This window comes from Vibrio satsumensis (assembly GCF_050337435.1).
In the GTDB taxonomy this organism is placed as follows: domain Bacteria; phylum Pseudomonadota; class Gammaproteobacteria; order Enterobacterales; family Vibrionaceae; genus Vibrio; species Vibrio satsumensis.
Genome location: NZ_JAKJSX010000003.1, coordinates 518,998 through 544,732, shown reverse-complemented (window position 1 = coordinate 544,732; position 25,735 = coordinate 518,998). Strand labels below are relative to the sequence as shown.

Annotated in this window: 23 protein-coding genes; 3 read left to right on the top strand and 20 right to left on the bottom strand. The window is 44.2% G+C overall.

Features of this window, described 5'->3' with window-relative positions:
* Positions 1–60: 60 nt before the first annotated feature.
* Positions 61–585: a GNAT family N-acetyltransferase gene (locus L4C44_RS02600; RefSeq protein WP_285954157.1), complete on the bottom strand. Its 525-nt coding sequence runs from the start codon at positions 583–585 to the stop codon at positions 61–63.
* 275 nt (positions 586–860) lie between these two features.
* On the opposite strand from L4C44_RS02600, the gene L4C44_RS02595 reads away from it, so the two are divergent.
* A complete protein-coding gene (locus L4C44_RS02595) occupies positions 861–2,156 on the top strand; it encodes a sensor domain-containing diguanylate cyclase (RefSeq protein ID WP_146491481.1) in 1,296 nt (431 codons plus the stop codon).
* 211 nt (positions 2,157–2,367) lie between these two features.
* Positions 2,368–3,111, top strand: coding sequence for a class I SAM-dependent DNA methyltransferase (locus L4C44_RS02590; protein WP_029235856.1), 744 nt, complete (start codon positions 2,368–2,370; stop codon positions 3,109–3,111).
* 247 nt (positions 3,112–3,358) lie between these two features.
* Here the strand turns inward: L4C44_RS02590 and L4C44_RS02585 are convergent, their stop codons facing one another.
* From L4C44_RS02585 to L4C44_RS02560, 6 genes are all read right to left on the bottom strand, one after another.
* The gene (locus L4C44_RS02585; RefSeq protein ID WP_428804305.1) at positions 3,359–5,548 is read right to left on the bottom strand and encodes an immunoglobulin-like domain-containing protein; all 2,190 of its coding nucleotides are present in this window, start codon (positions 5,546–5,548) and stop codon (positions 3,359–3,361) included.
* Positions 5,549–6,035: 487 nt separating this feature from the next.
* The gene (locus tag L4C44_RS02580; protein ID WP_428804304.1) at positions 6,036–7,034 is read right to left on the bottom strand and encodes a DHH family phosphoesterase; all 999 of its coding nucleotides are present in this window, start codon (positions 7,032–7,034) and stop codon (positions 6,036–6,038) included.
* Between the two features lie 242 nt (positions 7,035–7,276).
* Positions 7,277–9,001 carry a methyl-accepting chemotaxis protein gene (locus tag L4C44_RS02575; RefSeq protein WP_428804352.1) on the bottom strand — a complete coding sequence of 575 codons (1,725 nt, stop codon included), beginning with the start codon at positions 8,999–9,001 and terminating at the stop codon, positions 7,277–7,279.
* A gap of 635 nt (positions 9,002–9,636) precedes the next feature.
* Positions 9,637–10,053, bottom strand: a complete 417-nt coding sequence (locus L4C44_RS02570; protein ID WP_428804351.1) for a MarR family winged helix-turn-helix transcriptional regulator — start codon at positions 10,051–10,053, stop codon at positions 9,637–9,639.
* Positions 10,031–11,056, bottom strand: coding sequence for a cation diffusion facilitator family transporter (locus L4C44_RS02565; protein ID WP_428804303.1), 1,026 nt, complete (start codon positions 11,054–11,056; stop codon positions 10,031–10,033). Before L4C44_RS02565 ends, L4C44_RS02570 begins: the two co-directional genes overlap by 23 nt.
* Before the next feature lie 277 nt (positions 11,057–11,333).
* On the bottom strand, positions 11,334–12,206 hold the full coding sequence (locus tag L4C44_RS02560; protein WP_428804302.1) for a LysR family transcriptional regulator: 873 nt from the start codon (positions 12,204–12,206) through the stop codon (positions 11,334–11,336).
* 215 nt (positions 12,207–12,421) lie between these two features.
* On the opposite strand from L4C44_RS02560, the gene L4C44_RS02555 reads away from it, so the two are divergent.
* Positions 12,422–13,681 (top strand): adenylosuccinate synthase, encoded by a 1,260-nt coding sequence (locus tag L4C44_RS02555; protein WP_019826682.1) that lies wholly within the window; start codon positions 12,422–12,424, stop codon positions 13,679–13,681.
* Positions 13,682–13,751: 70 nt separating this feature from the next.
* Here L4C44_RS02555 and L4C44_RS02550 read toward each other — a convergent pair whose 3' ends face one another.
* The 13 genes from L4C44_RS02550 to cpaB all read right to left on the bottom strand — a co-directional run bounded on the left by L4C44_RS02550 (position 13,752) and on the right by cpaB (position 25,726).
* Complete coding sequence (locus L4C44_RS02550; protein WP_428804301.1) at positions 13,752–14,693, bottom strand: GGDEF domain-containing protein; 942 nt, start codon at positions 14,691–14,693, stop codon at positions 13,752–13,754.
* 130 nt (positions 14,694–14,823) lie between these two features.
* The gene (locus tag L4C44_RS02545; RefSeq protein WP_372384246.1) at positions 14,824–15,462 is read right to left on the bottom strand and encodes an OmpA family protein; all 639 of its coding nucleotides are present in this window, start codon (positions 15,460–15,462) and stop codon (positions 14,824–14,826) included.
* An 8-nt stretch (positions 15,463–15,470) separates the two neighbouring features.
* Positions 15,471–17,027, bottom strand: a complete 1,557-nt coding sequence (locus tag L4C44_RS02540; RefSeq protein WP_428804350.1) for a TadE/TadG family type IV pilus assembly protein — start codon at positions 17,025–17,027, stop codon at positions 15,471–15,473.
* Positions 17,028–17,037: 10 nt separating this feature from the next.
* Positions 17,038–17,598: a tight adherence pilus pseudopilin TadF gene (gene tadF, locus L4C44_RS02535; RefSeq protein WP_428804300.1), complete on the bottom strand. Its 561-nt coding sequence runs from the start codon at positions 17,596–17,598 to the stop codon at positions 17,038–17,040.
* Positions 17,585–18,067 (bottom strand): TadE family protein, encoded by a 483-nt coding sequence (locus L4C44_RS02530; protein WP_428804299.1) that lies wholly within the window; start codon positions 18,065–18,067, stop codon positions 17,585–17,587. The genes tadF and L4C44_RS02530 overlap by 14 nt, the downstream gene beginning before the upstream one ends.
* Positions 18,054–18,791 carry a tetratricopeptide repeat protein gene (locus L4C44_RS02525; RefSeq protein WP_428804298.1) on the bottom strand — a complete coding sequence of 246 codons (738 nt, stop codon included), beginning with the start codon at positions 18,789–18,791 and terminating at the stop codon, positions 18,054–18,056. Before L4C44_RS02525 ends, L4C44_RS02530 begins: the two co-directional genes overlap by 14 nt.
* Before the next feature lie 12 nt (positions 18,792–18,803).
* On the bottom strand, positions 18,804–19,646 hold the full coding sequence (locus tag L4C44_RS02520) for a type II secretion system F family protein (protein WP_176681342.1): 843 nt from the start codon (positions 19,644–19,646) through the stop codon (positions 18,804–18,806).
* Positions 19,643–20,545: a type II secretion system F family protein gene (locus L4C44_RS02515; protein WP_327783887.1), complete on the bottom strand. Its 903-nt coding sequence runs from the start codon at positions 20,543–20,545 to the stop codon at positions 19,643–19,645. Before L4C44_RS02515 ends, L4C44_RS02520 begins: the two co-directional genes overlap by 4 nt.
* 1 nt (position 20,546) lies before the next feature.
* Positions 20,547–21,818 (bottom strand): TadA family conjugal transfer-associated ATPase, encoded by a 1,272-nt coding sequence (locus L4C44_RS02510; protein WP_428804297.1) that lies wholly within the window; start codon positions 21,816–21,818, stop codon positions 20,547–20,549.
* On the bottom strand, positions 21,815–23,056 hold the full coding sequence (locus L4C44_RS02505; RefSeq protein ID WP_428804296.1) for a CpaE/TadZ family protein: 1,242 nt from the start codon (positions 23,054–23,056) through the stop codon (positions 21,815–21,817). Before L4C44_RS02505 ends, L4C44_RS02510 begins: the two co-directional genes overlap by 4 nt.
* The gene (locus L4C44_RS02500) at positions 23,056–23,535 is read right to left on the bottom strand and encodes a hypothetical protein (protein ID WP_428804295.1); all 480 of its coding nucleotides are present in this window, start codon (positions 23,533–23,535) and stop codon (positions 23,056–23,058) included. The genes L4C44_RS02505 and L4C44_RS02500 overlap by 1 nt, the downstream gene beginning before the upstream one ends.
* A complete protein-coding gene (locus tag L4C44_RS02495) occupies positions 23,532–24,902 on the bottom strand; it encodes a type II and III secretion system protein family protein (protein ID WP_428804349.1) in 1,371 nt (456 codons plus the stop codon). The genes L4C44_RS02500 and L4C44_RS02495 overlap by 4 nt, the downstream gene beginning before the upstream one ends.
* The gene (gene cpaB, locus L4C44_RS02490; protein ID WP_428804294.1) at positions 24,902–25,726 is read right to left on the bottom strand and encodes a Flp pilus assembly protein CpaB; all 825 of its coding nucleotides are present in this window, start codon (positions 25,724–25,726) and stop codon (positions 24,902–24,904) included. The genes L4C44_RS02495 and cpaB overlap by 1 nt, the downstream gene beginning before the upstream one ends.
* Positions 25,727–25,735: the final 9 nt, after the last annotated feature.

Sequence of the window (25,735 nt, the reverse complement as noted above, 5' to 3'; positions counted from 1 at the left end):
GTGAGGAACGAACGTGATAGGGAATCTTTCTTTTACTCCGATCTACAATTTCGATCGCATCTAACGCAACTCAATACTCATGAACTGGCTGTGCGGGTCCAACACATAATCAGCAAAGGGTTCACAGTATCCAAAGCCAAACTTTTCATACAGGTTACGTGCGGCCTTAAAGTAGTCTTCTGAACCTGTCTCTAAACTGATTGTTTGATACTGGCGAATGGCTGCGGTATCCAATACGTGTTGTAAGAGTTGGCTGGCAACGCCTGACTTTCGAGCAAACTGCGAGGTTCTCATTGATTTGAGTTCAGCGTGTTGTGTATTTAGCTCTTTAATGGCAACACACCCAAGCAGTTGGCTGTCTTTCCAAGCACTGAAAAAGGTAATATCTGGCGACTTCAGCCCTTCCAGATCCAATGCATGAACGCTTTCGGCTGGCGAAGTTGCATACATATCAGCGAGGTGCTCTTCAAGCAACTCAACGACTTCCCCGCCCGATAAGTCATCAAGCTTAATTTCTATCGATGTGCTGCTTTTCAATGCTGTTCCATTTTCCATTGAATCCTGTGCATTTGTTGCTGGCTTCATTGCCTCAACTCTCCTTGTTTGGTTCGCTTATTTAATTTGAGTGATTTGGCGTTAATTACTGGCCTACTTTCCTGAATTGTTTCCTTTTCAAGAACTCGGTTTGAATCAGTAAAATTACTGATTAATCATAAAATTATAAATGTCACACTGGGTTTACCTAGATACCATATTTTTCCTATCTAGTCTCGTCATAAAAGCGTGCCGCAAAGCCCGTAGGTCGCAGCAGCGAGGGAGCAACAGCTGTTTCAGTTTAACGAATAAGTAGTCCGGTCGATATGAGCATTCAAGTAGATTTAACCACCACAACACCCTGCCAGAACTTCGATTCCGCGCAAGGGCATATGACTCTACAAAATCACCGAATTATTGATGTCGACAATGAGATCGCCCGAATCTTTGGTTACCGAAGCCGGGAAGAACTTTTACTGAACGTAGAATTTGTTTATGCATTGGTCCCTGAGAATTACCAAAACCTAGCAAAAAAGCGTTATTTAGAAGCAATAAAAGGTAAGCTCAACAAAGGTAAGTTGTATACAGATATTCCAGCCAATGACCGCAACATCTCTATCTTCTGCCTATCACATATTATTGAACTCAATGGCAAACCCGCGCTCAAAGTGACTATCATTGACATTACATCCGTAGTCGAAGCTCAGCGCAAACGTAACGAAACCGATCGTATGTACCGCAAGCTACTCAGCACATCAAAACAAGGGATCTTGATCCATAGAAACTTCAAGCCTTTAATGGTCAACCAAACATGGGTTGAGCAGCAAGGTGCAGGATCTATAGAACAAGTGCTTGCTATGGACTCTATCATATCCATTGTACCTGAAGATCAGCGCGAAGCTGCGATAAGACGCTGTGGCAATATTCTCGACGGCCATACACCGAACTTTAGTTCCGTGGTATCTAACCAGTGTTTCGATGGCTCCTATAAATACTTCAACCTCTATGACAACGTGATTAACTGGGAAGGTGAAGACGCCATTCAAGTTATCCTTGAGGAAGTCACTGATAAGGTGTTGCTAGAGAAGGAGTTACTGCATCGTGCGATGCATGACGATTTAACACATGTGCTCAATCGACGTGCTATTTACGATTGGTTAAAAAAACCGGTTAATCAGCATATGGTGATGTCATGTATGTTGATTGATATTGATGACTTCAAATCGATTAACGACAGGTTTGGGCACACAGTCGGTGACACGGTCATTAAGCACTTAGCAGACACCATTAAAACTCACGTTGAATTGTTAGGGGGTGTAGTAGGACGATGGGGTGGCGAGGAGTTTATTGTGTTCATTCCAAAAGCGAAGTCCGCGCATACCAAAATCATTGGCGAACGAATCTGCCACACCTTCAATCAACATATCTTTTTTGGATTTAATCGCCACCAATTTACATCGAGCGTGAGTATTGGCGTCACCAACCAGTGCGAGTGCCACTCATCCAACACAATTAACACATTGATTCGCGTGACTGATGAGGCGCTTTATCTTGCGAAAACAAGGGGGAAAAACCAAGTCTCAGTTAACGGCGACACGGTGTGCTATGAAGCACTTTCGTAATCATAGCGACCTCCTCTCATTCATAATCCGGAGATAGTTTAAATATACGTAAAGTCAGTCGACTAACTGCACGAATTGAACTCCACCGTCCACAATTAAAGTACAACCACCAACAATTAAAGCGCTTATATTGATCGATATTTGATTGCGTTCTCTGCATTTCGGTATATGATGCGCCACCCTAATTTTTCAGCTTATGCTGCAGGCAAACATGTCCGCTAACGCACTCTATACCGACCTATCCGGTTACTATGACTTAATGTGTGTAGATATTGACTACCAAGCGCAAAGTAACTGCGTCCGTAGACTCCATCAAATCTTTGGAAATGAAGGAAAAACACACCTCGACTTAGCTTGTGGCACTGGCCCACACGTTCGTCATTTTATTGATTTTGGTTACCAAAGCGGTGGCCTAGATCTTAACAAGCCGATGTTAGACATCGCAGAAGTTCGCTGCCCAGAAGCCAAGTTCTCAGTACAAAACATGAGTAACTTTGAGGTCACTGAACCACTCGATCTTATCACTTGTTTCTTGTATTCCATCCATTACAACGATGGCCTAGAGAAACTTAAAGAGTGTATTGAAAGTGTACATCGCGCATTAAAGCCTGAAGGCATTTTCTGTTTTAACGTGGTGGATAAAGACAAGATCAGTAACGACCTATTTGTTAGACACACAACAAACCAAGACAAAGACGATTTCACGTTCCGTTCTGGTTGGTATTACTCTGGTCAGGGTGATAAGCAAGCGCTAAAGCTTAGTATTGAAAAGACGACCGCGGGTGAAACTCAAGTGTGGAATGATGAACACCCGATGGTGGCATTCTCGTTTAAGGAATTAATCGAAATATTGAAGCCCTACTTCGAGGTTAATATATTCGAGCACGATTACGACAAACTGATACCTTGGGATACTCAATCCGGCAATGCGCTGATCACGTGTGTGAAAATCTAGAGAAGTCGATACGCAGCAAATTAGTCTAAACACATAGATCAACAAAGAACCCATATTTGCCTTTATTTTTATCGCGTATCCAATATCACATTGCGTCATAGTGTTATCTAAGGTGATATAAAGTACCGAGTTTGAGATCAAGACGGTTATCAAAGTTCTAAATCAGAAATGTTTAAACATAAAAAAGAGAGGCACAATGGCCTCTCTTTGATCGTCTACTTTATATTGCTATCGTTAAACTATAAGACTAAAGCTTTGTCCAAGCGTCCTGCCAGTACTGGCTGTCACCAGGAGCATAAGATGCGCTTGCACACCAAGCCGTGTATGGCCAAGGCTTACATTCGTATAGACCATTGTCGCTGCCTACCACAATGTCACCTGCTGCGTAGTTTGTGCCGGCTTCATATGGCGGGTAATCACCTGGAGGTGGCGTTGTACCGCCCTCTTCTTTGATAGCGAATGAATTATCGACCATCACCATTTCACCGTCTGTCGCAGTACCAACCACTTCAAGCTGGTACTGACCTTCTGCAACATCACTCAGCTCCATAGTAATCGTGCGGCTATCAGTTAGATTCACGTTAGTCTGTTCAACAACAGTATCCGAGCTATTGCTCACCGTTGCGGTGACATCAAGCGCTTCGTTTGACGCTAGTGTGAACTGTAAACGTACATTGCCATTATCTAGAATGTATTCCGACTGAAGACCAGATACACTTAGCTCTAAATCACCACCTGGATCAGGGTTGCCGCCACATGAACTGTCTGACGCTTTTTTCCAAACGCCCCACTCACCTGTCGTTCCCGGCTCTTCGCCACGAGTATACCAACCTGCAACCCACGTTGCTCCATCATGCGATACTTGGTCACCTTCAACATAAACGGTGTCGGCATCCCATGCAGCAGCACAGTTAGAACCATCCGTCACAGACACTTTACGGTCAGCGGTTACAGTTTGGTTCGCGCTATCTGTTACGCTATACACAAGCGTGTAGTTACCTATCTCATTCACATCGACACTACCAGTGTGTGTTATTGAACTTGTTAGGTCACCGTCTTCAGCATCATTTGCTGTAACACCCGCCATTGGGTCAAATGAGTTACCAAGCACTACAGTAGTATCCGACACGCCATCGAAAACAGGTTTTTGGCTGTAAACTTCTATCGTTCTTGCCTTGGTTGTTTCATTGTTGTCGCTGTCTTTTACGCGGTAAGTCAGCACATAAGTTCCAATAACACTGGTCTCAACATAGCCTTCAACATCGATAGATGAAGTTAAATCGCCATCTTCTTTATCTGTTGCTGTCACGCCTTCCATTGGGTCAAAAACAGTGCCGTGAAGAACACGTGTATTCTCAACACCTTTCAATACAGGCTCACCTTCAACCGGTGGCGGTGTCACTTGCCCGTGAACAAATGGACCGTAGTCTTTGATGAATTGTTCGTTGTATGCTTGTCCGGCTTTGTTGGTGCCCATATCCCAGTTGATAGACCAAGTCATTACGCCGCGTAAAGGCTGCCCCTGCGCCGTTAGGCTATCAAACGCGTCGTATAAGTCTTGTGGCTCTTGCACAAAACCCGTCGCTGCAGCATCGATACTTGAAGGAATACCGAACACGAGCTTGTCATGTGGGATCTTATGGAAACCACGAGTACCGTTGATTAGAGAATCAGAGATGTAGTAAATGAACTCTTCTTTCAGCTCATCGTTGTTTTGAGCAATCCAGCCTACGCCGTCAACCCAGATGCCGTCGCCACCTTGGTTATAAAACTGCGGGTTGATCCAATCGTAGTAACCTTCCAAGTTATCGATGTAAGGAACATACTTACCACCCGTCGTTAGGTACGGGAACTCTGGCGCCATAGTAATAAGGAAGTTTTTGCCTTCAGCACGGTAGTGATCTTTCACAAGCTTCAGCGCATCTGGAATCACAGTTTGGTTGTTTGCAGCGGTAACGGCCGCTTGCTCGAGGTCGATATCTAGACCATCAAAGCCATAGCGCTCCGTGAGACGAATGATCTCATCAGCAAAGGCTCTTTCATCACCTGTTTCTAACTCTACGTGTGCATCTGCACCACCCAAAGCCAACAGTACAGAGCGACCTTGCTTGTTGAGTTCAGAGATTTGGTCAATAAATTGTTCTTCTGAAAGCCCAACCGTTGGGTCCAGTTTAAAAGTTGGGATTCGACCATCCGCTACATCGTACACTTTCATGAATGATACATTCACGATGTTGTACATTGGGTTCACTTCATCTAGCGTCACACACGGCGCATTACCACCTTGGTAGCCGCCACCGTCACACCAGTTATGCCAATAGCCAACTACGACGCCTGAATCTGGATTCGTCATATCTGAACCATTCGCATAAACAGCGCCAGACATAGCCGCCATGCCGACCGATACTGCTAATTGTAGAGCTTTACGTTTTAACATTAGTCCCACTTCCTTACTTAACAGCTGTGCCAATCACAACCGAACCAATTCATTTTAATCATGAATATTTATAGAGAAGTAATGGAATTTATAGGAAAAGATGACCTTTGATTTAACTTGTGATTTTAAGTCACAGATTGAATATCAGAATCAATATGATTTTGACTTTTCATTCAAATTGAAATGCTAAAATCTGTTATTTTCAACCAAATACATTGACTGAGCAAATATTTAATCAACCTTAATTCACTAAGATAATTAACCAAAAACATAAAAAATAACCAATAGGAAAAAACGAACTTTAAATCGGCAAAAATCACCCCAAACATGCCGTAATCACTGACCTAAGACCAGATACCATTGCGAGTGACATCACTAAAATAGCTTGGATATAATCGTCATACATGTGCTAGAAATACACACGTATAACGGAATATAGGAGTGAAAATTTGTGGAATTTTGGATGTATACCTCAGGAATTTTTCAGTTAACCCTCAGCACAAGATGAATAATATGCGTCCAATAGTGAAATAAAATTCACCTTATCAAGTTCATTAAGTTGATTAATTCCAGCCGCTGCTTTTCTTCCTCCACCAGTTGCAAAACTTGAGCAAATTTCGTCCGCGCCTATTCTGTTTGATAATGGTGCCCGTAAACTCACCGTGTAAGACTTTCCATCTTTGTTTTTCGTTAATACTGCTTGCGCTCGGTTTGGATCTTGATTGACGATTTCATTACCAAATACGCCACTGATGCGCCTTGCCCAAGTCTCACCTGGCAGTTCAAACACACGTGCGACTTCACTTTCATAAACAGGAACAAGGTTTGATAGCTGCTGGCGATCATTTTGATAGGCAGTTCGTAGTCGATAAAACACAGAGTTTTTATCATCCAAAAGATCAAACGGATTCGGGTATTGATAAAGGGTTTGGTAGACCTCAGCTGGCGTGAAATGCAAATCACTGAGTGACGAACCGTAACCGTTGTAGTTAACTAAGGTACCTAGCTCTTCTAAAAACTCTGTTTGCGATTGATCGAATCCATTTTCATCCGCTAGCCGTGTGGCCACAGTTTTTAGATTATCACCAAAGGCAGCCGCGATTGCCCAAGCCACATGCGCACCATTCAGCTTCTGGTTGATCAGCAAGCTCGTGCAGCTCTCTGGCGCGGTATCAATCAGAGTATCCAAATAGCTAGAGTCAGGTACCTCACCAGTTCGATGATGATCGCAATAAAATACATTAATATTGGCGTCTAGCAGTGAGTGCAATGCAGATAAGTTTTTCTCCATCGACACATCTAAAACGGTAACGGATGAAACGTCACCTTGTTTGCCCGGCTCCGTAATTTGAGTAACAACTTGAGAGACCAACTTAATATCACGCTTTACACCAGTAATGAGCACGCTCTCTCTCGGCTCACTTAATCGCAGTTGTAACAACGCGATTATGCCATCTGCATCTCCATTAAATACGTCGTAGTGCATGTTGTTCCTCTTCCTATAGATTTAACCGTTTGCCAGAAACGCGCCAATACGTTCGTTTATTCGATAGTCTGTCATTATTTTAGTTATATTTCACAGATACTTAAGTCTATTTTGGAATGCCTTATTCTTATTTATACCTGTCCATGAACTTGCCTATCCATCAGGTACAAAAAAGGCGCAGATAACCCGCGCCTTTCTATTAAGTTGTTTGGCTGCTCTTCCTTAATGCAACTAGGTTGCTTCTAAGAGGTCTTGAACTGCGCCACCGCTTTATCCATCTCATGGGCTTGCTCTGCGACTTTATCCACTTCAACTAAGCAATGTTGCGCCGAAGCGTTGTTATCACTTGAAATGGTGTTTAACTCGGTGATTGAGTCGCTCACTTGTGCCATAACAGCACCCTGCTCTTCAATCGCTGATGCAATACGCTCAGAGTTGCCCTGGATGCTTTCCATGTCGCTTAAGATAAGCTGCAGGCTTGCATCAAGTTCTTCTGAATCTTTTAGTGTTAATTGACCTTGTTGATTGCACTCACCAATTTCTGTCATCGAAGCATTCATTTGGCTCTGAATTGCCGTTACTACACTGGTAATTTCAGTCGTTGATTGGTGCGTTCTGCTTGCCAGCGCTCGAACTTCATCGGCAACCACCGCAAAACCACGACCTTGTTCACCGGCACGTGCTGCTTCAATTGCAGCGTTCAGTGCCAATAGGTTGGTTTGTTCTGCAATACCTTGGATGATGTTTACTGCATCGCCGATTTGATCAACATGATGGTTCAGTGAACTGATCGAATCTTGGCTGCTTGAAAGGCGTTCAGATAACTGGGTGATGTTGCTGATGGTTTCAACCACCACTTCACGTCCTTTATCGGCATTCACTTTCGCTTGATGTACACCTTCCGCTGCAACCGATGTACTTTCAGAGATCTCGCCAATGGTGAGTACCATCTCTTGCACTGAGGTTGTCATGGTTGAGGTATGGTTAGCTTGCACTTCAAACTGTTTGATTACTGACTCTAGCTCGTCATGCATGTTCGACGTGCTTTGTGTCAGTTGCTGTGACTTAGATTGAGATGCCGCGATCAAGCCTTCTAGCTGATCAAGCAATTGGTTGAAGTATTGGCCTAAAGTGCCGAGTTCGTCTTTGCCATCAAGGTGCGAACGAATAGACACGTCGTTAGAATCAACGATGTTGCGAATCACCGAAAGCAGTGACTCAATCTTGCCGATAATAGAACGGACAATTAACCAACTGAACAGAATGATCGACACGAGTAGCGTGACGCAAAGGATGTTGTTGATCAGCGATAGTTTGTCCATCTCTTGTTGGGTTTCTTGGTCTAATACAGCGGAAAACTCTTTAAACTGAGTTTCGATAGCGTGTGAACCAGAGCGGGCTTCGCCTAGCAGACCTTCGTTGTGCTTCAAGCCAATCACTCGCTTCTGTTCAACCACTTGACGAGCAGCATCTATCAAAGCAGCTGAGCTAATCATATTCGAAGTTATAGAAAGAACACTCGGGTCAAACTTCCCCTTCTCAATTAAGTCATTAAACAGGTAAAGCTCGATTTTTTGTTCAGCACTGGCTGTCGCGCTAATGCTATCGAGCAAAACATGAAACTCGCCTAGCAAGCCTTTGTCTCGCGCTAACCCATAGACTTCACTTGCTTTTACTAAGTTAACAAAGCTTGTGTGGTAGGTTTCGATGTCTTCACGTAGGTGTGTACTGTTGGCTAAACCTAAATCACTGAGCACCGCATTAAGCTCAGATTCAGACGCTAAGAATTTATTGTAGTTTACGTCGAACTTGGCGAGGTACTTCATATCACTACGTAATAGGAAATCTTTCTCGTTACGGCGAAGATTGAGTAGTCGCACTTCAAGTTCTTTGGTGATTTGTTTGGCTTCGCTCATTTGAGCGGTGGTGTCTGCAAATTGCGATGTGGTAAACAACAGTGAAATCATGCCGAAGATGGAGAACATCCCCAACGAATAGAGCTTTTTCTTTATATTCATATACGTGGCTCGTCTTTACTAAATTAACTATGAGTATCTAATTGATCGCATCGAAGCATGGAATACAACTCGTGCGACCTGGTTATTGTTATGGTTATGGTTATGGTTATGGTTATGGTTTTTGTATCAGTAATGAGCACTAAACCTAGCGACTGTTTAGTCCACCAGCAGTGACATTCTCAATGGTATTCAAACAGAGAATGATTCTTCCCACTAAAGATAAATGCATCAATAACACAAATTGAATACATGTACATTAGTTGAATGATAAAAGTGAGAGACAGCTATTTGACGGAGCGTGAAGGCCTGAACACCCCGCTATATAAGACTTTGAATTAAAACACTTTGGACCATTATTGACCGAAGGGTTAGAAATGACGTTTTTTTGGCTCATAAAAGGAGCAAGAGCGAAGCGCAATATTGGAGATTTTGACTTGTTTTTTTAAACTGTGAATCCATCGATTGGTGATTGTACTGTCGAGCGTAAACGACGAGAAAAATGGACCGACTTAATTCGAGTCAGGTCCATTTTTGGATTTCTTAATCAATCGCTTTGCCGCTAATAAGTTAGGGTGCGAACTTAACTAAAACGCTTTTACCATCTTGGTTAGGCACTTCAATAACACCACTTTCTCGTCTTCTTCGATGTCTTGCGTCAACTCATTAACCAAATTCAAGTGGAGTTGGTTATGATGAACGTGGATTTTTTGGCCTTCATTAGTTAAAGCAACCACAATTGCTCGGCGGTCGGTTGGGTGTTGATGGCGTTCAATCAATTCTGCTTTAACCAACTTTTCGATTTGAACGGTAAGTGTACCCGTGGTGATACCCAACTTTTCAGCGAGCTCTTTCATTCTTAACGCGCCATGCATACCAAGTACTTCAATGGTGTGTACTTGAGCCAGGGAGTAACCCGTCTCTTTGACAACAGACTGCTCCCACGAAGACATTTTATCGTAGAACTCAGTCAGTATTTGGTTAAGCTGTTCTATATTTCGCATGGTCATTTGAATGTACTTCAAGAGTAAGATGATTAATCTTATCAAACTTGGCGAGCATTTGTTTATATTCAGAGACGCTTCTGTCGCTGTTTGATTCAAGAGTAATCGCCGCTGAGTAGTGATGCCCACTCACCTTCCACATATGTAAGTCGGTTACGGCTGCATAAGGAGCTAAAGCTTCAGTTATGCCGTTACGGTACTCATCGTCAATATTCTGATCGAGTAAGATTGGACTTGTCTGTTTCATGAGGTTCATTGTCCATTTGGCAATCACAACCGCACCAACCATACCCATTGCGGCATCCAACCAGTTCCAACCGTAAAACTTACCAAATAGCAGAGCAACAATCGCCAACAGAGAAGTCAATGTATCGGCCAAGACGTGCATGTAGGCCGCACGCAAGTTGTGATCGTGATGGTGCCCTTTGTGCTCAGTGTGTTCTTGATGCCCATCATGTTGATGATTGTGGTTGTGTCCCTTATGTTCAGAATGAGAGTGTTCGTGTCCCTTATGTTCAGAATGAGAGTGTTCGTGTCCATGATCATGTCCGTGGTCATGATGATGATCCCCTAGCAAAAACATACTCACGACATTCACTGTCAAACCAATACACGCAACAATAATCGCTTCATTAAACTGAATAGCCTGTGGGTTGAACAAGCGATGTACTGACTCCACCAGCATCAACAACGCCACAATACCCAATGCAATCGCGCTGGTGTACCCGCCTAATACGCTGACTTTGCCCGTACCGAAAGAGAAACGTTCACTGTCAGCATGCTTCTTCGCATAACGGTAGGCGAACAAGGTGATACCAAACGCTGCAGCATGCGTTCCCATGTGCCAACCATCAGCAAGTAACGCCATAGAACCGTAAATAGTACCTGCAATAATCTCGACAACCATGGTGATGATGGTTAACAAGAGAACGTAGAAAGTGCGTTTTTCACCTTGTTGATTGTGTGAAGAGAAGTTGTGTTGATGACGTGTTGGAAAACTCAAAATGGCGTCCTTAGATTGTGTTAGTAGTTAGACGATCTTTCTTATTAAGATAACTTTGATTAACAAGTAATTTGATCATCAAAGTAATTCTTTGAAATTTAGTTTGATAGTCAAACTTTGTCAACGATGAGTTTTGAGGCTCTGATTTACGGAAGGAATGGATGATGAGAGCTTTAAGTTATCTCTATAGCCTACTGCTCTGAGCAAGAACGGTACTTTACCGACACACAAAAGCCCACACGCGGCGGGCCTAGATAGATCTAATTGAGATATGGAATTATTGGTTTTGCAACAGGGTAATCTCATCATTCACCCAGCCTAACAACTGCTTGGTCGCTTTAGATAAGACTTGATTCTGCCTCACGATGTAACCAAGGCTAGTGCTCGAGAAGTTGGTTAATGGTGTCACTTTCGAATTCAAGTGCTGCTTCGTTGAAATCGCAAACTCGGGGACAATAGCCACACCAAAACCCGCTTCTGCCCAGTCGATTTGAGCGTCAACACTCCCTACTTCCATCACCCTATAACTTGGTAGATTAAGGCTTGGTAAACCCTCATCAATGAAATCACGCGTTCTCGTATCGTGGCCAAGTAAAATCAAAGAGAGCTCTGCACCTGAGTCTTGGATATCAAACCCATCGCCAAGCGCACACCAAGAAAGCTCTTGCAGCTTAGTGAAATAGAGTGACTCGTTGTGCTGTTCTTTGGCGATAACAAAACCAATATCCGCTTGTGCATTTTTAACTAAACTCGATGCCTGAGATGAGGTGGTATTCAATAGCGTAAGGTCAATACCGGGATACTGCGCTTTGAACTTCTGGAACGGACGAATCAACAAGAATCGAGAAATGATGTCACTCACAGCAATGGTTAACGTCCCTATTTTAAGGTCGTTGATGGCATTGAGATCGGCCTGACAAATCTGCAGTTCGAGTAGCGTTCTTTGGCTTGTTTCCAATAGCCGCTCACCCGCTTGAGTCAATTGAAATGGGCTTCTCTCTATTAACTTTATACGTGTTTGTTGCTCTAATTGTTTCAGGTGCAAACTCACATTGGGCTGTGTCATATGAAGCGCATTGGCCGCTTTCCCAAAATGCTTGTACTCCGCAAGCGTCACAAACGTCTTCAACAAATTAATATCGAGCATCATGTCCTCTCTCTCGTGTCACTTATATCATTCCCTAAAAATGAAGAATGCCCCTTCCGTCATTCCCTACAGTGAGGGACGAACGTGATAGGGAATCTCGCTTGTCGGTTTAGACTTTAGAGCTATATGAAATCCTTATCAAGATAATAAAGATAATTAATTTCTCTTATCCACCTTGTAGGCCTAACATGATTTCTCAATCAGTCAGGAGAAAAGTTATGCCATCTATCGTTGTTGTGGGCGCAAACTGGGGTGATGAAGGCAAAGGCCGCATCGTCGATTTTTTAGCAGACCAAGCTTCTGCTAGCATTCGCTTTCAAGGCGGAAACAATGCTGGCCATACCGTAGTAAATGACTTCGGTACATTCAAACTGCACCAGCTACCAAGTGGTATTTTTAATCCTGATTGTACGGCGGTTCTTGGCCCAGGTATGGTGATCAGCCCTGCTGCGCTAACTGAAGAGATTGCAGAAGTACAAGCGGCTGGCATCAAAGTGAAAATGGCGATTTCAGACCGTGCGACACTGTGTCTACCTTTACACGCCCTTGAAGATACGCTTGAAGAAGAACGTTTAGGCGATGGTGCTTACGGTTCAACACGTCAAGGTATTGCGCCAGCGTACGGCGACCGTGTAATGAAGAAAGGCATTCTTGTGGGTTGGTTGAATCAACCTGAGATTTTAGAGCAGCGCATTCAGTTCCTGCTTGATTGGAAGATGCCTCAGCTCAAAGCGCTATACCCTCAATGTGACTTCACTCAAACCGCTTCTGAAATGACAGAGTGGCTGCTTGAAGTGACTAAAGCTTGGCGTCCGTTCATTTGCAACGTGACTGAGCCGCTTAAAGCACTTCAATCACAAGACGCAAACTTACTATTTGAAGCTCAATTAGGTGCAGGTCGTGACCTTGTCTACGGTGAATACCCATGGACGACCTCTTCTAATGTAACTGCAGCTTACGCAGGTATCGGTAGTGGCTTACCAGCCCTTCGTCCTGAGCGCGTTATTGCCGTTGCTAAGTCATTCAGCTCATCAGTGGGTACTGGCACGCTTGTTACGGCAATGGAAGAGCAAGACAGCTTCCGCGAAAGCTCTAACGAATACGGTGCAACAACAGGTCGTCCACGTGATATGGGTTACTTCGACGCAGTAGCAACTCGCAACGGTGTTGACCTGCAAGCCGCGACTGAGATCGCACTGACTAAGATTGATTGCTTGTCTGGTTTATCTGAACTTAAGATCTGTACGGCTTACTCAGGTGAACATACAGAGAACCCAATTTGGCCGCAAACTGCCGAGCTAAAACCTGTTTATGAAGATATGGCAGGTTGGGATGAAGACATCACGGGTTGCCGCACGTTTGAGAGCCTTCCTCAAGCAGCACAAGATTACGTAACTCGTATCGAAGAGTTGATGGGCGTGCCAATTGTAATGGTATCGGTAGGTCCTGAACGCGAGCAAATGATCATTCGAGCTTAGTTAAGAAGACGGTACAACATCTACATCAAAGCCCACATTCAGTGGGCTTTTTTACGTCTGTCACAAACGGCTAAATCTTATTTTTTTTATTGAGGTACATGTTTTCATCGGACGACTTTATTAAATTAATGATATTGAAGTTCCGAGAGTCAGCGATACCACAACCATATGAAAAACCGAGTGGCACCTCATCATCACAATGAAAACTTTTAATGAAATCATGAAATTCAGCGTGAATTTTTTTGACCAACTCAGAAGCATAACCCGTCTCTTCTGAGTGTATGACGACGATGAATTCATCACCACCGACTCTGGCCGATATAGTGTTGTACTTTGAATTGTTTTTAATACATGACGCAAAGCCAGATATGTAATCATCACCTTTGAAGTGGCCATACGTATCATTGATATATTTCAGGTTATCCAAATCAAAATACAAACAAACGATCTCTCCATCGCTGATGTTTGCTTTGTTGAATTCATGGAAAAAGCCCCTTCGATTAAGCAGCGTCGTCATGATATCAAAGTGACTGTTTTTGTATAAAATCCTGCTCTCTTCTTTTAACAAAATTTCAGAACGCAATAGAGTAGATATGTTCTCAATCAAGTTAACTTGGCTTTCGGTATACCTTGTTGGGCTTAAATCAAACACCAAGAGCACCGCAAACACTTCTTCATCAATATCCCTAACAGGAACCCCGCAAAAAGACTTATAGGCATCCTTACCATTCGCAGAAACGGAATCACCACCAGCGTGACCACTCAAATAGACCGTGCGATTTTCGTTATGCACATACTCACAAAAGAGGCTAATTTTGCTCTTATGTTGGTTACACGATATGTTTGAGGAGCTCCACACGCTCTCAGAACCAGAGCAACTCAAATCAGAGATCATGATGATGCCCGCATTCGATGCGTCCATTATGTCTCGTATGTTATCCAATATAGATACCCAAGTATCGACATCGATATTTCTTTGCATCCCTTCAGAAGAGAACTTATCAAAAAGCATTTATATTTCTTTAGTATCAGACAGTTAAACTTAATCGAACATTCATTAGTATACGTTGTAACAAAAATCCCGAGAGCTATCATCTAGGGCGGTTATTGCCTACCACTCAGCAACAACCAAGCCCTACATCCTAATTTTCTAATTCAGAAGCATCATTCGTAGAGGCCCAAATTTCTGAGCGTCGATTCTTCGCTCTACCCTCTGGCGTTGCGTTAGACGCGATCGGTTCACTTTCACCAAACGAACGAATCACAAGGCGATTTTTCTCGACACCATCCGCGATTAAACCGTCCGACGTAGTCAGCGCTCTTTGAAGCCCTAACGCTTGGTTGTAACCTGCTTCGCCAGTGCTGTCAGTGTGGCCATCCACCGTAATCGCGCTGCCGTTAGTCTTTAACTCGCCTGCGAGTTGGCTCAATGCTTTACTGCCCATCGGCGTTAAGTTGTGTTGGTCAAAACCAAAATGAAGGCGAGCCAATAAGCCTTGACGCTCTTGGTTACTGATCCAAGTCTTACATCCTGACTGGTTCATACCTAGATTGGATTGACCAGCTAACGCTTGTTTTAGCTCACTGCTGTCAGACGACTGCTCTATTTGTAGAAAGCCCTGCCTGTGTTGTGCGATACCAACGACATCATCAACCGTGACACTGTGTTGATACTCACTGAACAAAGTATCGCAATAAACACTGATGCCTTCTTTTGCATTGGCGATAAGGCTAAATTGCAATGTCGATATGACGATTGAACCGATCATTAACTTTTTCATATTTTCCTCTAGTACAACTTAGTTATTCCGCTTGTTTTTGAGCCTTTACGGATGAGTTCTTCTATCTTTTCAATCAATTCATCTAAGTTAGATACATCGATAATGTCTTCATTTGGGTCGACAACGCAGTCTTGAAAACCACTTTGCTGAGATGCTCGAAAATCAATTCCGATAACACCTATGTATAAGCCTGGTATCTCTTCTCTTGCTTTGTCACACATGCCTCTATCGACTAACCCTTTGAGAATGCCGTTATTTGGGCTTTCCTGCCCATCACTTAAGATCAGCAGCATCTTGATTTTCTTGTTGTAGACTTGCTGCTCTTCTTGATCGGAACTGTTCGGGTCACCGTCATGGAGCACCTGAGAACCTCTCAAAATGCCTTGAAAAGCAGCCGTACCACCATCTGCCCACATCGAATTAATCGGATTCAAATCTGAAAGCTTGTTCGATAAGCGAATGTTGGAAAACTGCGATGAATCGGAAGAGCCATGCGCATTAAATAGCTCTGTTCCACTCACACCATAGAAATCAGGCTTTAACCCCGACTTATCAGTAAACATCGTCGACACTGATGTCGGTAAATCTACATAGTTGTATACGTCAGCAACTCGGTAATTATCTTGATTAATCACATCCTTAATACGTTTGGCGTACTTTTGATTGTCCGCCTTTGGATTATTGCAACGTGACTGTCGATCAGCACATCTGATTACGTCATTTTGAGAGTACGTACGCCAGTAATTCCAGTTAACATCGTTATAGGAATAAGGTGATACGTAGGTTTTATAGTTATCTTTGTAGCTTAATTGGCTGGTTGCGTTGGCTCTATTACCCGAGACGATTTCCCTCGTTCGAACGTTAAATGGCACAAAGCCAACTCGGTTAAGCAGCTTGTCTCCGGTGGTATCTTCTCCGGGCTCATCACAAACGTATTTCCACTCTCCATCGACATAGTCCTGTTTAATCGATGTGCAAAGAATTTTACTGGATATTTCATCGATGGCGGTTTTCAAATCGTCGATTTTTCTGTTTCGATTTGAACCCCATCTGTCGTTCATTGAACCGGAAAAGTCCGACACAAAAACAATGTCGATGTTGTTATCACCAAGATACACCGGATACTTTCTCGCTAACGAACGGCCCGCCAGGTCTTGCTGCTGATCAAAAGACGGGATAAAGCTACTCGCAAACCAAGAGTCGTGTGTCGTCTTGGCATTCACTGTGTATTGGATGTATTCAAGAACCCCAGCACCCTCGTCTTCCGCTTGGTGGAAACGGTCTGCAGAAAGGTTGGTTGATTTGATATCACGCACATAGTTTTCGACATACTTGGTCGCAAGCGCTCGAGCCTGATCCGGTTGATCTTCAATAGTCACTGCGATGGCTGCAGCCTCTGCGGAGTCTCTTAATCGACTGGTCTCTTGAACATAACGTGTGCCTTCCACCGCCCAAAAAGTCATGCCCATGATTGGAACAAGCAATAAGCCCATCCACACTGCGGCAACCCCTTGTTGCCTTTGGAGACTGATATGCTGGCGATTGATATGACGCCCATGCTGCATTTTCATTTCACTATCTCCCTGGCATTGTTGAAGATGAGCCAACCTTGACCGTGGTACTCGTACCACCGTTGAAGAAGGGTTTGAACCAAGAGCTCTCCTCTTCACAAAGACTGATGCGGTACAATGGATACACGACTCCCTTCTCTACGGGCGTCAAATCTGCATGATCTAGAATCGAATCGGTTTGGCAATTTAAGCTTCGATACTTGCTGGTTGAGAATTCAGCGACATTCGTTTTATTGGTCAGTGACTCTATCTTGATGGCCACGTTATCGACTGGTGTATTGAGCATTCGACTTGCCACTTTCGCCATCTCTTCTAACTCTGTATTGGTTACGGGTAGGTTTTGTCCTGCCAACACGTCGGCTTCAAAGTAGCGAGTACGCTCTTTAATGACATTCACCAAAGCAAAGCTGGATCGATCGAGCTTGGCACGCACGAGCAGCTGATAACTCAGGTCTGCAGCAAACAGGTAAACGCCCCATAAGGCCACAAGAATGAAAACTAACTCAATGGTGTAAGAGCCTTGTTGACTACGTTTCGCATACACACCTTGATTACGGAGAATCATCTTCCCACCCCTCGTGTTCTAAGTTCAAAACCATGGTGCTTGAAATATCTCTATCCGCAGCACCGGCCAGCTTAATGACTGTGGTATAGCGGTAGGTCACGGTGATCTCAGCCAAGTCGTAATTGAAGTTCAAGCCTTGATCAGAGTGCCCCCTGTTCGCGATGAAATCGTCATAGGTTTTGAAGTACTGACCTGCGATAGAAAAACGTGAGCTATCAATTAAGAAACTCCAAAGATTGTCATCGTCTTCAATTAACGACCTAAACTTATTCTCGTATTGCTCGTTGATCCCTTTACCTTCATATATTTTGGTGTTCCTGATGGTTTCTCTCAGCGAATACTCGGTCATGTTCACAACGTAAATTTGATAACTCGATTCGAAGATCGCAAAGGTGGCAAAAAACAGAACAAGCGCACCTAGTACAAACTCAATCGCCGTCACGCCCTTCTGCTTATTAAGACGCTTCATCATTAACTCCCAATTGAGTTAGTTCAGCAGCGATGTTCTGGATCTCTTCTGCAGAGAAGTCGCCTTTAAGCAACTTTTTCGCCGAGTCGATTTGCTGGGTTTTCATCAGGGCAATCGCCAGATTCGCTTTAACGGTTTTATTCGCAGGATCTTCTTTTAACACAGGGGCTAATGTTTGAATCGCTTGTTGATACTCACCATTGGCCATTTGAATCATTGCGATATTGTTCTTAACAACGACATCGTCATAACCGCGTAAACGAGCTTGGTTGAGCTCTTTCTGTGCTTCGTCGTATTTCCCAACTTTGGTGTAAGACACACCGAGCAAGACGTGAATTTGCCCTGTTCTGTTTCCAGCATCGATAGAGGCTAAGTAAGCAGAAATGGCACTTTCAATGTCATTTTTTGCATCAAACACTTGGCCTTCTAATTGGTACAAGTTGGGATTTTCGAACCCCTGTTTTTGCAAGTGTTGGACATAAAAGTCAGCCGATTCAATATCCCCTTTGTAGAAATAAGCCCATGCCAATTTTTCTTTAACTTCTGGGGCTTCGGAGCCTTGCTCTAATTCAGCTTTGTAATAGCTAATCAAGCCATCATAGTTGTTCACTTTTTCCATGCTAGTCACGTCGCCAAGCTGCTGGTCTTGTGGTGAAGGGGCCGATTGACAGCCCGCCAACACACTCAACGTGAGCAAAATGAAACCGATGCGTTTTCCAACCATTCGTAGTTCTCCCTAGATGCTCAATGTCATTTGCATGATGCTCGGCGCGAGAATCAGGATAACGATCGGGAACATGATGAAGAGGATCAAAGGCACACTCATCTTCGCAGAAAGCTTGCCCACCTTTTCTTCGACCGTAAGAATCTGGACCTTTCGCATATCTTCTGCGAGATCACTTAACACATGCGCCACGGATGTCCCGTATTGCAAGTTTTGGATTATAGTCAGTACGAAGCTTCGTACTGGTGGCGTCGGGATACGTTCACTCAGATCATTGAGCGCTTTTTCAAGTCCGTGTATTTTCGCAGAATCCGATGTGCGCTTAATTTGGTAACAAAGGTCTGAGTCAAATTCAGCTAACTCTTTGCCCAAATAAACCAGCGCGGCTTCAATCGTCATACCGGTTTGCACACATACCGACATCATGTCGAGCAAATACGGCAGTTGAGCCGAGGTTCTACTGATCAACATCTTGCGTCGCATTTGCAGCAAGGTATCTGGCACAACGATGACAGCAATCAACGAGAAAATAACCACGAGCAGTTTGTTGGTTGATGTCATATCCCCTAATAACACCAACCCTGAAATCAACGCCAATACCAATAACTTGGCTGGGAAGTAGAATTTAGCCCACTCAGTGTTGTAATAGCCGGCCTCAATCATTTTTTGCTCGAGTTCGTGTCGATGTTCTTTACCAAAACGAACAAAAAATCGGTTTACACGTGAAGGTGCACGAACAGCATCGTCTCCAATGTAGAGTGCAACTTTCTTGTGTCGTTGCTCTTTACGAATCGAATCGACGATTAAAAACAATAAAGAGAAAAACAGCACAATAAGGGAAGCCAGTAACATCATGCACGTACTCCTCTTACTAATAACCAAACAATGAACAAGCCAAACAGCTCACTACCCAGTACATAAAACAATACGATTCTTCCCTCAGGGTCATAGAGAACGAAATCCACATTCGCAGGGTTAACGTAGTTAAGAATAATCATAAAAATCAGAGGAATAGCTGCAACGATTTTGGCGGAGATTCGAGCTTCCGAAGTCATCGCCATCTTCTTTTTCTCTAGTGTACGAGAGTCAACCAAAACCCTAATCAATCGTGCTAACACGCCCTTAAGTTGGCCACCTCGAGCAATATTCGCCCGGATAGTCACGGTAAAAAACAGAAACTCTGGATAAGGGTAGTTTTTACACGATCGTTGAAGTACTACTTCTGGAGATTCGCCTAACTTCAGTCGCTCTCCCATTAGCTTAAACTCGCGGCCAATCGGGTTGTGCATGACATCGCCTACATAACTGATAGCTTGCATTAAGCTGTCACCCGCGGTGACGGCACTCATTAGAATATTCAACGCGTCAGGGAACGTATTCTCAAAATCTCGACGCCTTCTTGTTACCAGAAAACGATAGCCGAAGAAGGTAAACATCAAAGAAGAGCCAAGCACCAACCAAAAGTTGGTGATGGAGAGTAGATCGGTAACGATGTACCAAGATGCAATCAGGCTGCCCGTAATATAGAGCGCGATGTATAACGTCGAACGTGGACCCAACACCATTAATGTTGGTGAGATGGAATCTTTGAACTTTTGCCAGCCCTGCTTACGCACTAATGACTTCACGTTAATCGCATTAAAGTTTTCAGCCTCCGCTTCTTCGATATTGAAAAACTGGTAGACCTTTTTGACCTTTGAATCTCGGATCAAAAGCAGCACAAACGCGAACAGGATTAATGAAACCCAAAGCATATTATGCCCCCTTAAACGCGGCGATGAGCTCGTCATAGAGCCCGAAAAATTGCGCTTTTTTGACTAGCTCAGAACGTTGCATGATGCCGTCAGTAACAAATTCGCCTTTAACGTTTTCCCCGTAATGCGCATCGTCATAACGAAAGCGATAGATCTCTTCCATCACTACACTCTCACCTTCAAGGCCGACAATTTCAGAAATGCTCGTGATCTTACGAGACCCATCGCGCATTCTGTTAACCTGAACAATCATTTGAACGGCACTGACGATCGTTCTACGAATCGCATCTAGAGGTTGATTCAAGTTCGCCATCATCACCATGGATTCAACACGAGCAATCGCATCGCGCGGTGTGTTGGCGTGCAATGTAGACATTGAGCCATCGTGTCCCGTATTCATGGCTTGCAGCATTTCAAACGCTTCAGAGCCACGACACTCACCCAGAATAATGCGGTCTGGACGCATACGAAGCGCGTTGATCACCAACTCTCGCTGGGTAACTGCTCCGGTCTGTTCAACACTTGAAGTACGTGTTTCCAGTCGAACTAAGTTGGGTTGCTGGAGACGCAGCTCGGCCGCATCTTCAATCGTGACGATACGTTCATCTTCAGCGATGTATTGAGACAAAGCGTTGAGCAAAGTGGTTTTACCTGAGCCAGTACCGCCAGAGATCAATACATTGATGCGGCAGCGCGAAGCGATCATCAGCACTCGCGCCATGTCAGGAGACATCGACCCAAAGCCAATCAAATCTTCAAAGCCGATGTTCTGCTCTCTGAACTTACGAATAGAAATCGCTGTGCCATCTAAAGCAATCGGAGGGATCACGATGTTCACACGGCTGCCGTCTTCCAACCTGGCATCGACCGTAGGAGAGAGTTCATCGACACGCCTCCCAACGCGTGATGCGATACGCTTGGCAATAGCGAGCAACTGCTCTTCGTTCACAAACGAGACTTCGGATTTTTTGACCTTGCCATGTCGTTCGAAAAAGATGTTGTTTGGCCCGTTCACCATGATGTCGGAGATAGACTGGTCTTCAACCAAAGGCTGTAAAGGACCCAAACCAAATAGCTCATCGATAAGGCTTTTCACCAAGCCTGACTTCATCATCGAAGTGATCGGCCTTTGGTAACTGTTCGCTAGTAGATCAACCGCTGCTTGAATCTGAGATTCGAGGTCTCGGCGGCTCATTTTCTGAACCGCTTCTGCATCTAGGGCTTCAAATATTTGGCCACGAAACGCGAGGTATAAGTCTTTATTAGAACTCATTTAGCACGCACCTTTTTCAGCCAAGAATTCATGCCTTTCTGATCCATAGGTTGACCATTAATCAGCTTCACCAATTGCTCCATAGAACGGCTGATATGGCGGTCATGCTTGTGCCCGCGTTTACCATCAATAATGATGTGCGCTAGCGCTTTACAGTAATCCACTTCTAGATCGACATTGGCACCTAAATACTTAGTCAGGTCGGGCTTTTGTAAAACGTAAGCATTTTCCGGACGGTGATAATTCACCACAGTGATCACGCGCGTACGAGAGGATAACGTAAGCTGCAAGCTAGAGATCTTTTCAAACAGTCGCTTCGCACTTCTTACTGAAGATACCGAAGCATCTAAAATCAGAACCACCACATCAAAGTTTTCTACCAAGAGTTGAGGTTCAACTTTGAAGTCCACACCACCTGAAAAATCTTCAATAATGAAGTTGGCGTTGCGCGCTAACAACTCACACAAAGTTTGGTTGTAATTAAGAACATCGGTTTGGCTCATGTCGCCATCAATAGCCAACAGACGTAAGTTTTTTCGTGCGTTAATTAAGTAACTCAACGCCCCTTCTTCATCCATTTCATGCAATGGCGCAGTAAACTCATCAATGGTTCGCGGTTTAAAGTCTTTGAGGCCGAGCAAGACATCAATATTGGTATCGGCATATTGATGGTCGACAAGAATCGTGTCCGAGCCTTGCGTTGATAACAGTGATCCCAACTCAGTGGTGATAAACGACGCGCCAACGCCGCCTTTGGCACCAACAATTGCTACGCGCTTCGCTTTGCGTTTCTGGCTTACACCAGAGAAAGTTTTAAGGTTCTTGCTAACGTGGTTCAAGAAGTCCGCAAATTCTTGTTTGTTCACTGGCCAGAAAACGTAATAAAAGCCCATGTCTTTAAGCGAACGAAGCGTAGAAATGGCGTCTTCTTTACCAATCACGACCACACCTTTGTGGGTAGGCAGTTTGCTGGCAAAAGATTTAGCGTCTTCAACAACATTGGTCGATTCATTAAGTTCCAGAATAACGATATGGCTACTCTGTTGCTCTGTCAGTTTGGTCAATCCCGCTTTGGCTTTGACGCAAGCTGGATCATTCCACCCTTCAAATCGAAAGACTTCTTGAACAAGGTCTAAACACTCTTGAGATTGATAAAACAAAGTGCACCCCGCAACACCTGTTGTTGCGGTCGGAGTTGGCTTGGCCTTTGTTGTTAATGCTTTAGTCAGGTCAAACATTATTGTTCTCCTACCAATCGAGACTTGTAAGCCACTTGCTTCAAACGCATCGATTCAACAAAACAATCTTGCTGTCTCAACCGAGCGTGAATCTGTGCTGGCTTGCACTCTTGAGTCTTCAAACGCGTTAACGTCACCTGAATATTTAGATCGCTAGGCAACAATTGAGCGTTTCGATACGTCACTCTTTGTGGTGCAATAAGGTGTGAAGGATATTGTTCGAAGATCGCCTGCAACATCTGTTTGCTGCGAGATGATTTGTAATCCACAACATAGGTCGCTTCTTTGTCCATCGACTCAATATCTTGAATCAAGGCTGTAATCTGTTTAGTCGTTTCAGAACGGTTTTTCATCGCAAACTCAAAACTGTGGTGCTCTTTGTACACAAAAGCTTCAGAACCCTGTCCGACAAAATATTGCTCAGAGGCGCAGCCAAAAAGTGACGTGGTAAATAACGCCATCAGTAATAATTTCTTCATTGGATAAACCCTCCTTGCGACAACAGACGAATCGTTGCATCGGAAGACGTCACCGACTTACCATCCCACTTAATGTTTAGCCAACGCGCTAATGTAGAAGTCTTTTTGATGTAAGGCAGTTGAATGTCTTTCGGCTTGATCGGTTCCACAAGATTCACGGTCGCAACGATGATCAATTCAGTTCGTTTTCTTTCTGTGGTCGCTTTTCGGAATGCGGCACCGAGTACTGGTATGTCGCCAACAAAAGGGATTTTTTGCATTTTTTCCAGATCGGCACTGCTCATCAAACCACCAAGGACGAAACTATCGCCATCGGCTAGCTCAACAGTTGTCATGGCGCGTCGTGAAGCCAGTTGCGGAACTTTGATGCCTGCTGCTTCAACATAACCTTCTACTTCACTCACTTCAGGCGCTAGCTGCATTCGAATCTTGTCTTGGCTAAGCACTTTTGCTGTAAGGTCGAGTTTGATGCCGAACTCTTTGAATGAAATGTTTACGTTGCTACTGGTAGAGACGATAACCGGCACTTCGCCACCAACGAGAAAGCTTGCCGACTCACCGGATAACACGGTTAAGTTAGGCTCAGCCAGAACCTCTGCAATCTGGTCATTGCCTAATGCAGTGATTAACGTGCTTAGGTTTGCAGCGTCGAACTGGTCGAAAACAAATTCACCAACACTTGAACCGACGGAACTCCAATCTACACCAACAGTTTGTCCAAATGATTCGGTGACTTGCGCTACTGATATTTTGACGTTCACTTGCTGAGTCGTTGCAACTTCAATGCGTTCGATGATCCCTTCCCACGTCATATTGCGGGCAAACACCATGCTTTCGGGCTCTTCATAATTTGAGCTATCGGACTTAAACTCCAGCTTCACCGTTTTGTCCCATTTCTCTGTTTTTTCTCGTCCAAGCAGAGTGGCAACCAAACGATAGATGTCGTCACGAGTCGCTTCGGAATCAACGAGACCACTCACGGCGACTTGCTCCCCCACAGACTGAACCTTGACTTTGGCATCAGGGAAATGAAATTTGAGTTGTCTTCTAATATCCGTTAAATCCAAATCAACAATAATGCGGTCGGAAAGCAGAACATCACCATCAATGCCGTAGACGATCAGTCGTGCTTGCCCAATAGCATTGGCGAACACAACGATCGTGTTGTCGTTGATTATTTTGTAGTCGACGATGTCAGGGTTATTAATAAACACTTGGCCAATCGGATTTTTTAACTGGATGTGCTGACCATCGTTGAGCGTGATGGAGCGATCGGCGGCAAAAGCGTTTGTTATAGAAAGTAAGCCAATCAGTGGCGCTAGAATGGAAGCAAACAGTACTTGTTTGATTCGATGGTGAATCATCATCACAAAGCCTCTCTCGGATTGTTCTCGTTACCACGTAACTCAGCAATCCCTGTATAGTTATCGATAATATTGCGCACCTCCGCGAACTCGGGTTGCGTGTAGGTTTGGCTTCGGTAAATTTCGATGTGCATTGTTCGTTGTGCTAGCGCAAGTTTTGGTAACTCGTCGGGGCTAACTTCGATGACCACCGTAGTCAGTCCATCCTCTTTACTCGGAGCGCGAGCGGTAATAGAACTGTCGCCAGTGGCGTCATTGCCAATGTTGAGTACTTTGACGTTTTTAAGGAACATTGACGCCTTCACACCTCTAAAGCGCTTCGGCTTATCGATAATTCCGGCTAAGTTATCGTTTGGAGAACTCACAGTGAGGATATCGATGGACGTTCCAGGGCGGATGTAATCGTTGATTAGGTTTTTGTCACTGACTTTAAGTGGGTATAACGTCATGCCTTCCGTGACCAAAAGGTCGATGTATCCGGGCTGGCCTGGCGTCACTTGATATTCAGGCAGTACAACCTCACCTGCGTTAAGGCTGCGATTGAGCAAAATGGAGGGCGAAAAGCTGATTTGTGCATCTTCTCTAACACCCATCGTTAATGCTTCACTAAGAGGGAGTTGTTGTTTTACGACACCTTGCGCATCAATCGCACGTCCTTTTTCATAAGGTTCCGTGGTCATCCAAACGGCAACATGCTCTTCATTTTTTTCTTCCACCACTTCAGTGGTCGTTGTCGGCTGAGGTTCACTCTTCAACAAATCGACAACGCCTAGTGCGCCCACAATTAAGGCAGCAATGGCAACAAATAATACCAGTCGAGATCTCATAATGTTCTC

What these genes read in the sequence shown, in the direction of transcription:
- L4C44_RS02600 (WP_285954157.1), bottom strand. Translation starts at nt 585, where the DNA reads ATGAAGCCAGCAACAAATGCACAGGATTCAATGGAAAATGGAACAGCA.
- L4C44_RS02595 (WP_146491481.1), top strand. Translation starts at nt 861, where the DNA reads ATGAGCATTCAAGTAGATTTAACCACCACAACACCCTGCCAGAACTTC.
- L4C44_RS02590 (WP_029235856.1), top strand. Translation starts at nt 2,368, where the DNA reads ATGTCCGCTAACGCACTCTATACCGACCTATCCGGTTACTATGACTTA.
- L4C44_RS02585 (WP_428804305.1), bottom strand. Translation starts at nt 5,548, where the DNA reads ATGTTAAAACGTAAAGCTCTACAATTAGCAGTATCGGTCGGCATGGCG.
- L4C44_RS02580 (WP_428804304.1), bottom strand. Translation starts at nt 7,034, where the DNA reads ATGCACTACGACGTATTTAATGGAGATGCAGATGGCATAATCGCGTTG.
- L4C44_RS02575 (WP_428804352.1), bottom strand. Translation starts at nt 9,001, where the DNA reads ATGATTTCACTGTTGTTTACCACATCGCAATTTGCAGACACCACCGCT.
- L4C44_RS02570 (WP_428804351.1), bottom strand. Translation starts at nt 10,053, where the DNA reads ATGCGAAATATAGAACAGCTTAACCAAATACTGACTGAGTTCTACGAT.
- L4C44_RS02560 (WP_428804302.1), bottom strand. Translation starts at nt 12,206, where the DNA reads ATGATGCTCGATATTAATTTGTTGAAGACGTTTGTGACGCTTGCGGAG.
- L4C44_RS02555 (WP_019826682.1), top strand. Translation starts at nt 12,422, where the DNA reads ATGCCATCTATCGTTGTTGTGGGCGCAAACTGGGGTGATGAAGGCAAA.
- L4C44_RS02550 (WP_428804301.1), bottom strand. Translation starts at nt 14,693, where the DNA reads ATGCTTTTTGATAAGTTCTCTTCTGAAGGGATGCAAAGAAATATCGAT.
- L4C44_RS02545 (WP_372384246.1), bottom strand. Translation starts at nt 15,462, where the DNA reads ATGAAAAAGTTAATGATCGGTTCAATCGTCATATCGACATTGCAATTT.
- L4C44_RS02540 (WP_428804350.1), bottom strand. Translation starts at nt 17,027, where the DNA reads ATGCAGCATGGGCGTCATATCAATCGCCAGCATATCAGTCTCCAAAGG.
- tadF (WP_428804300.1), bottom strand. Translation starts at nt 17,598, where the DNA reads ATGATTCTCCGTAATCAAGGTGTGTATGCGAAACGTAGTCAACAAGGC.
- L4C44_RS02530 (WP_428804299.1), bottom strand. Translation starts at nt 18,067, where the DNA reads ATGAAGCGTCTTAATAAGCAGAAGGGCGTGACGGCGATTGAGTTTGTA.
- L4C44_RS02525 (WP_428804298.1), bottom strand. Translation starts at nt 18,791, where the DNA reads ATGGTTGGAAAACGCATCGGTTTCATTTTGCTCACGTTGAGTGTGTTG.
- L4C44_RS02520 (WP_176681342.1), bottom strand. Translation starts at nt 19,646, where the DNA reads ATGATGTTACTGGCTTCCCTTATTGTGCTGTTTTTCTCTTTATTGTTT.
- L4C44_RS02515 (WP_327783887.1), bottom strand. Translation starts at nt 20,545, where the DNA reads ATGCTTTGGGTTTCATTAATCCTGTTCGCGTTTGTGCTGCTTTTGATC.
- L4C44_RS02510 (WP_428804297.1), bottom strand. Translation starts at nt 21,818, where the DNA reads ATGAGTTCTAATAAAGACTTATACCTCGCGTTTCGTGGCCAAATATTT.
- L4C44_RS02505 (WP_428804296.1), bottom strand. Translation starts at nt 23,056, where the DNA reads ATGTTTGACCTGACTAAAGCATTAACAACAAAGGCCAAGCCAACTCCG.
- L4C44_RS02500 (WP_428804295.1), bottom strand. Translation starts at nt 23,535, where the DNA reads ATGAAGAAATTATTACTGATGGCGTTATTTACCACGTCACTTTTTGGC.
- L4C44_RS02495 (WP_428804349.1), bottom strand. Translation starts at nt 24,902, where the DNA reads ATGATGATTCACCATCGAATCAAACAAGTACTGTTTGCTTCCATTCTA.
- cpaB (WP_428804294.1), bottom strand. Translation starts at nt 25,726, where the DNA reads ATGAGATCTCGACTGGTATTATTTGTTGCCATTGCTGCCTTAATTGTG.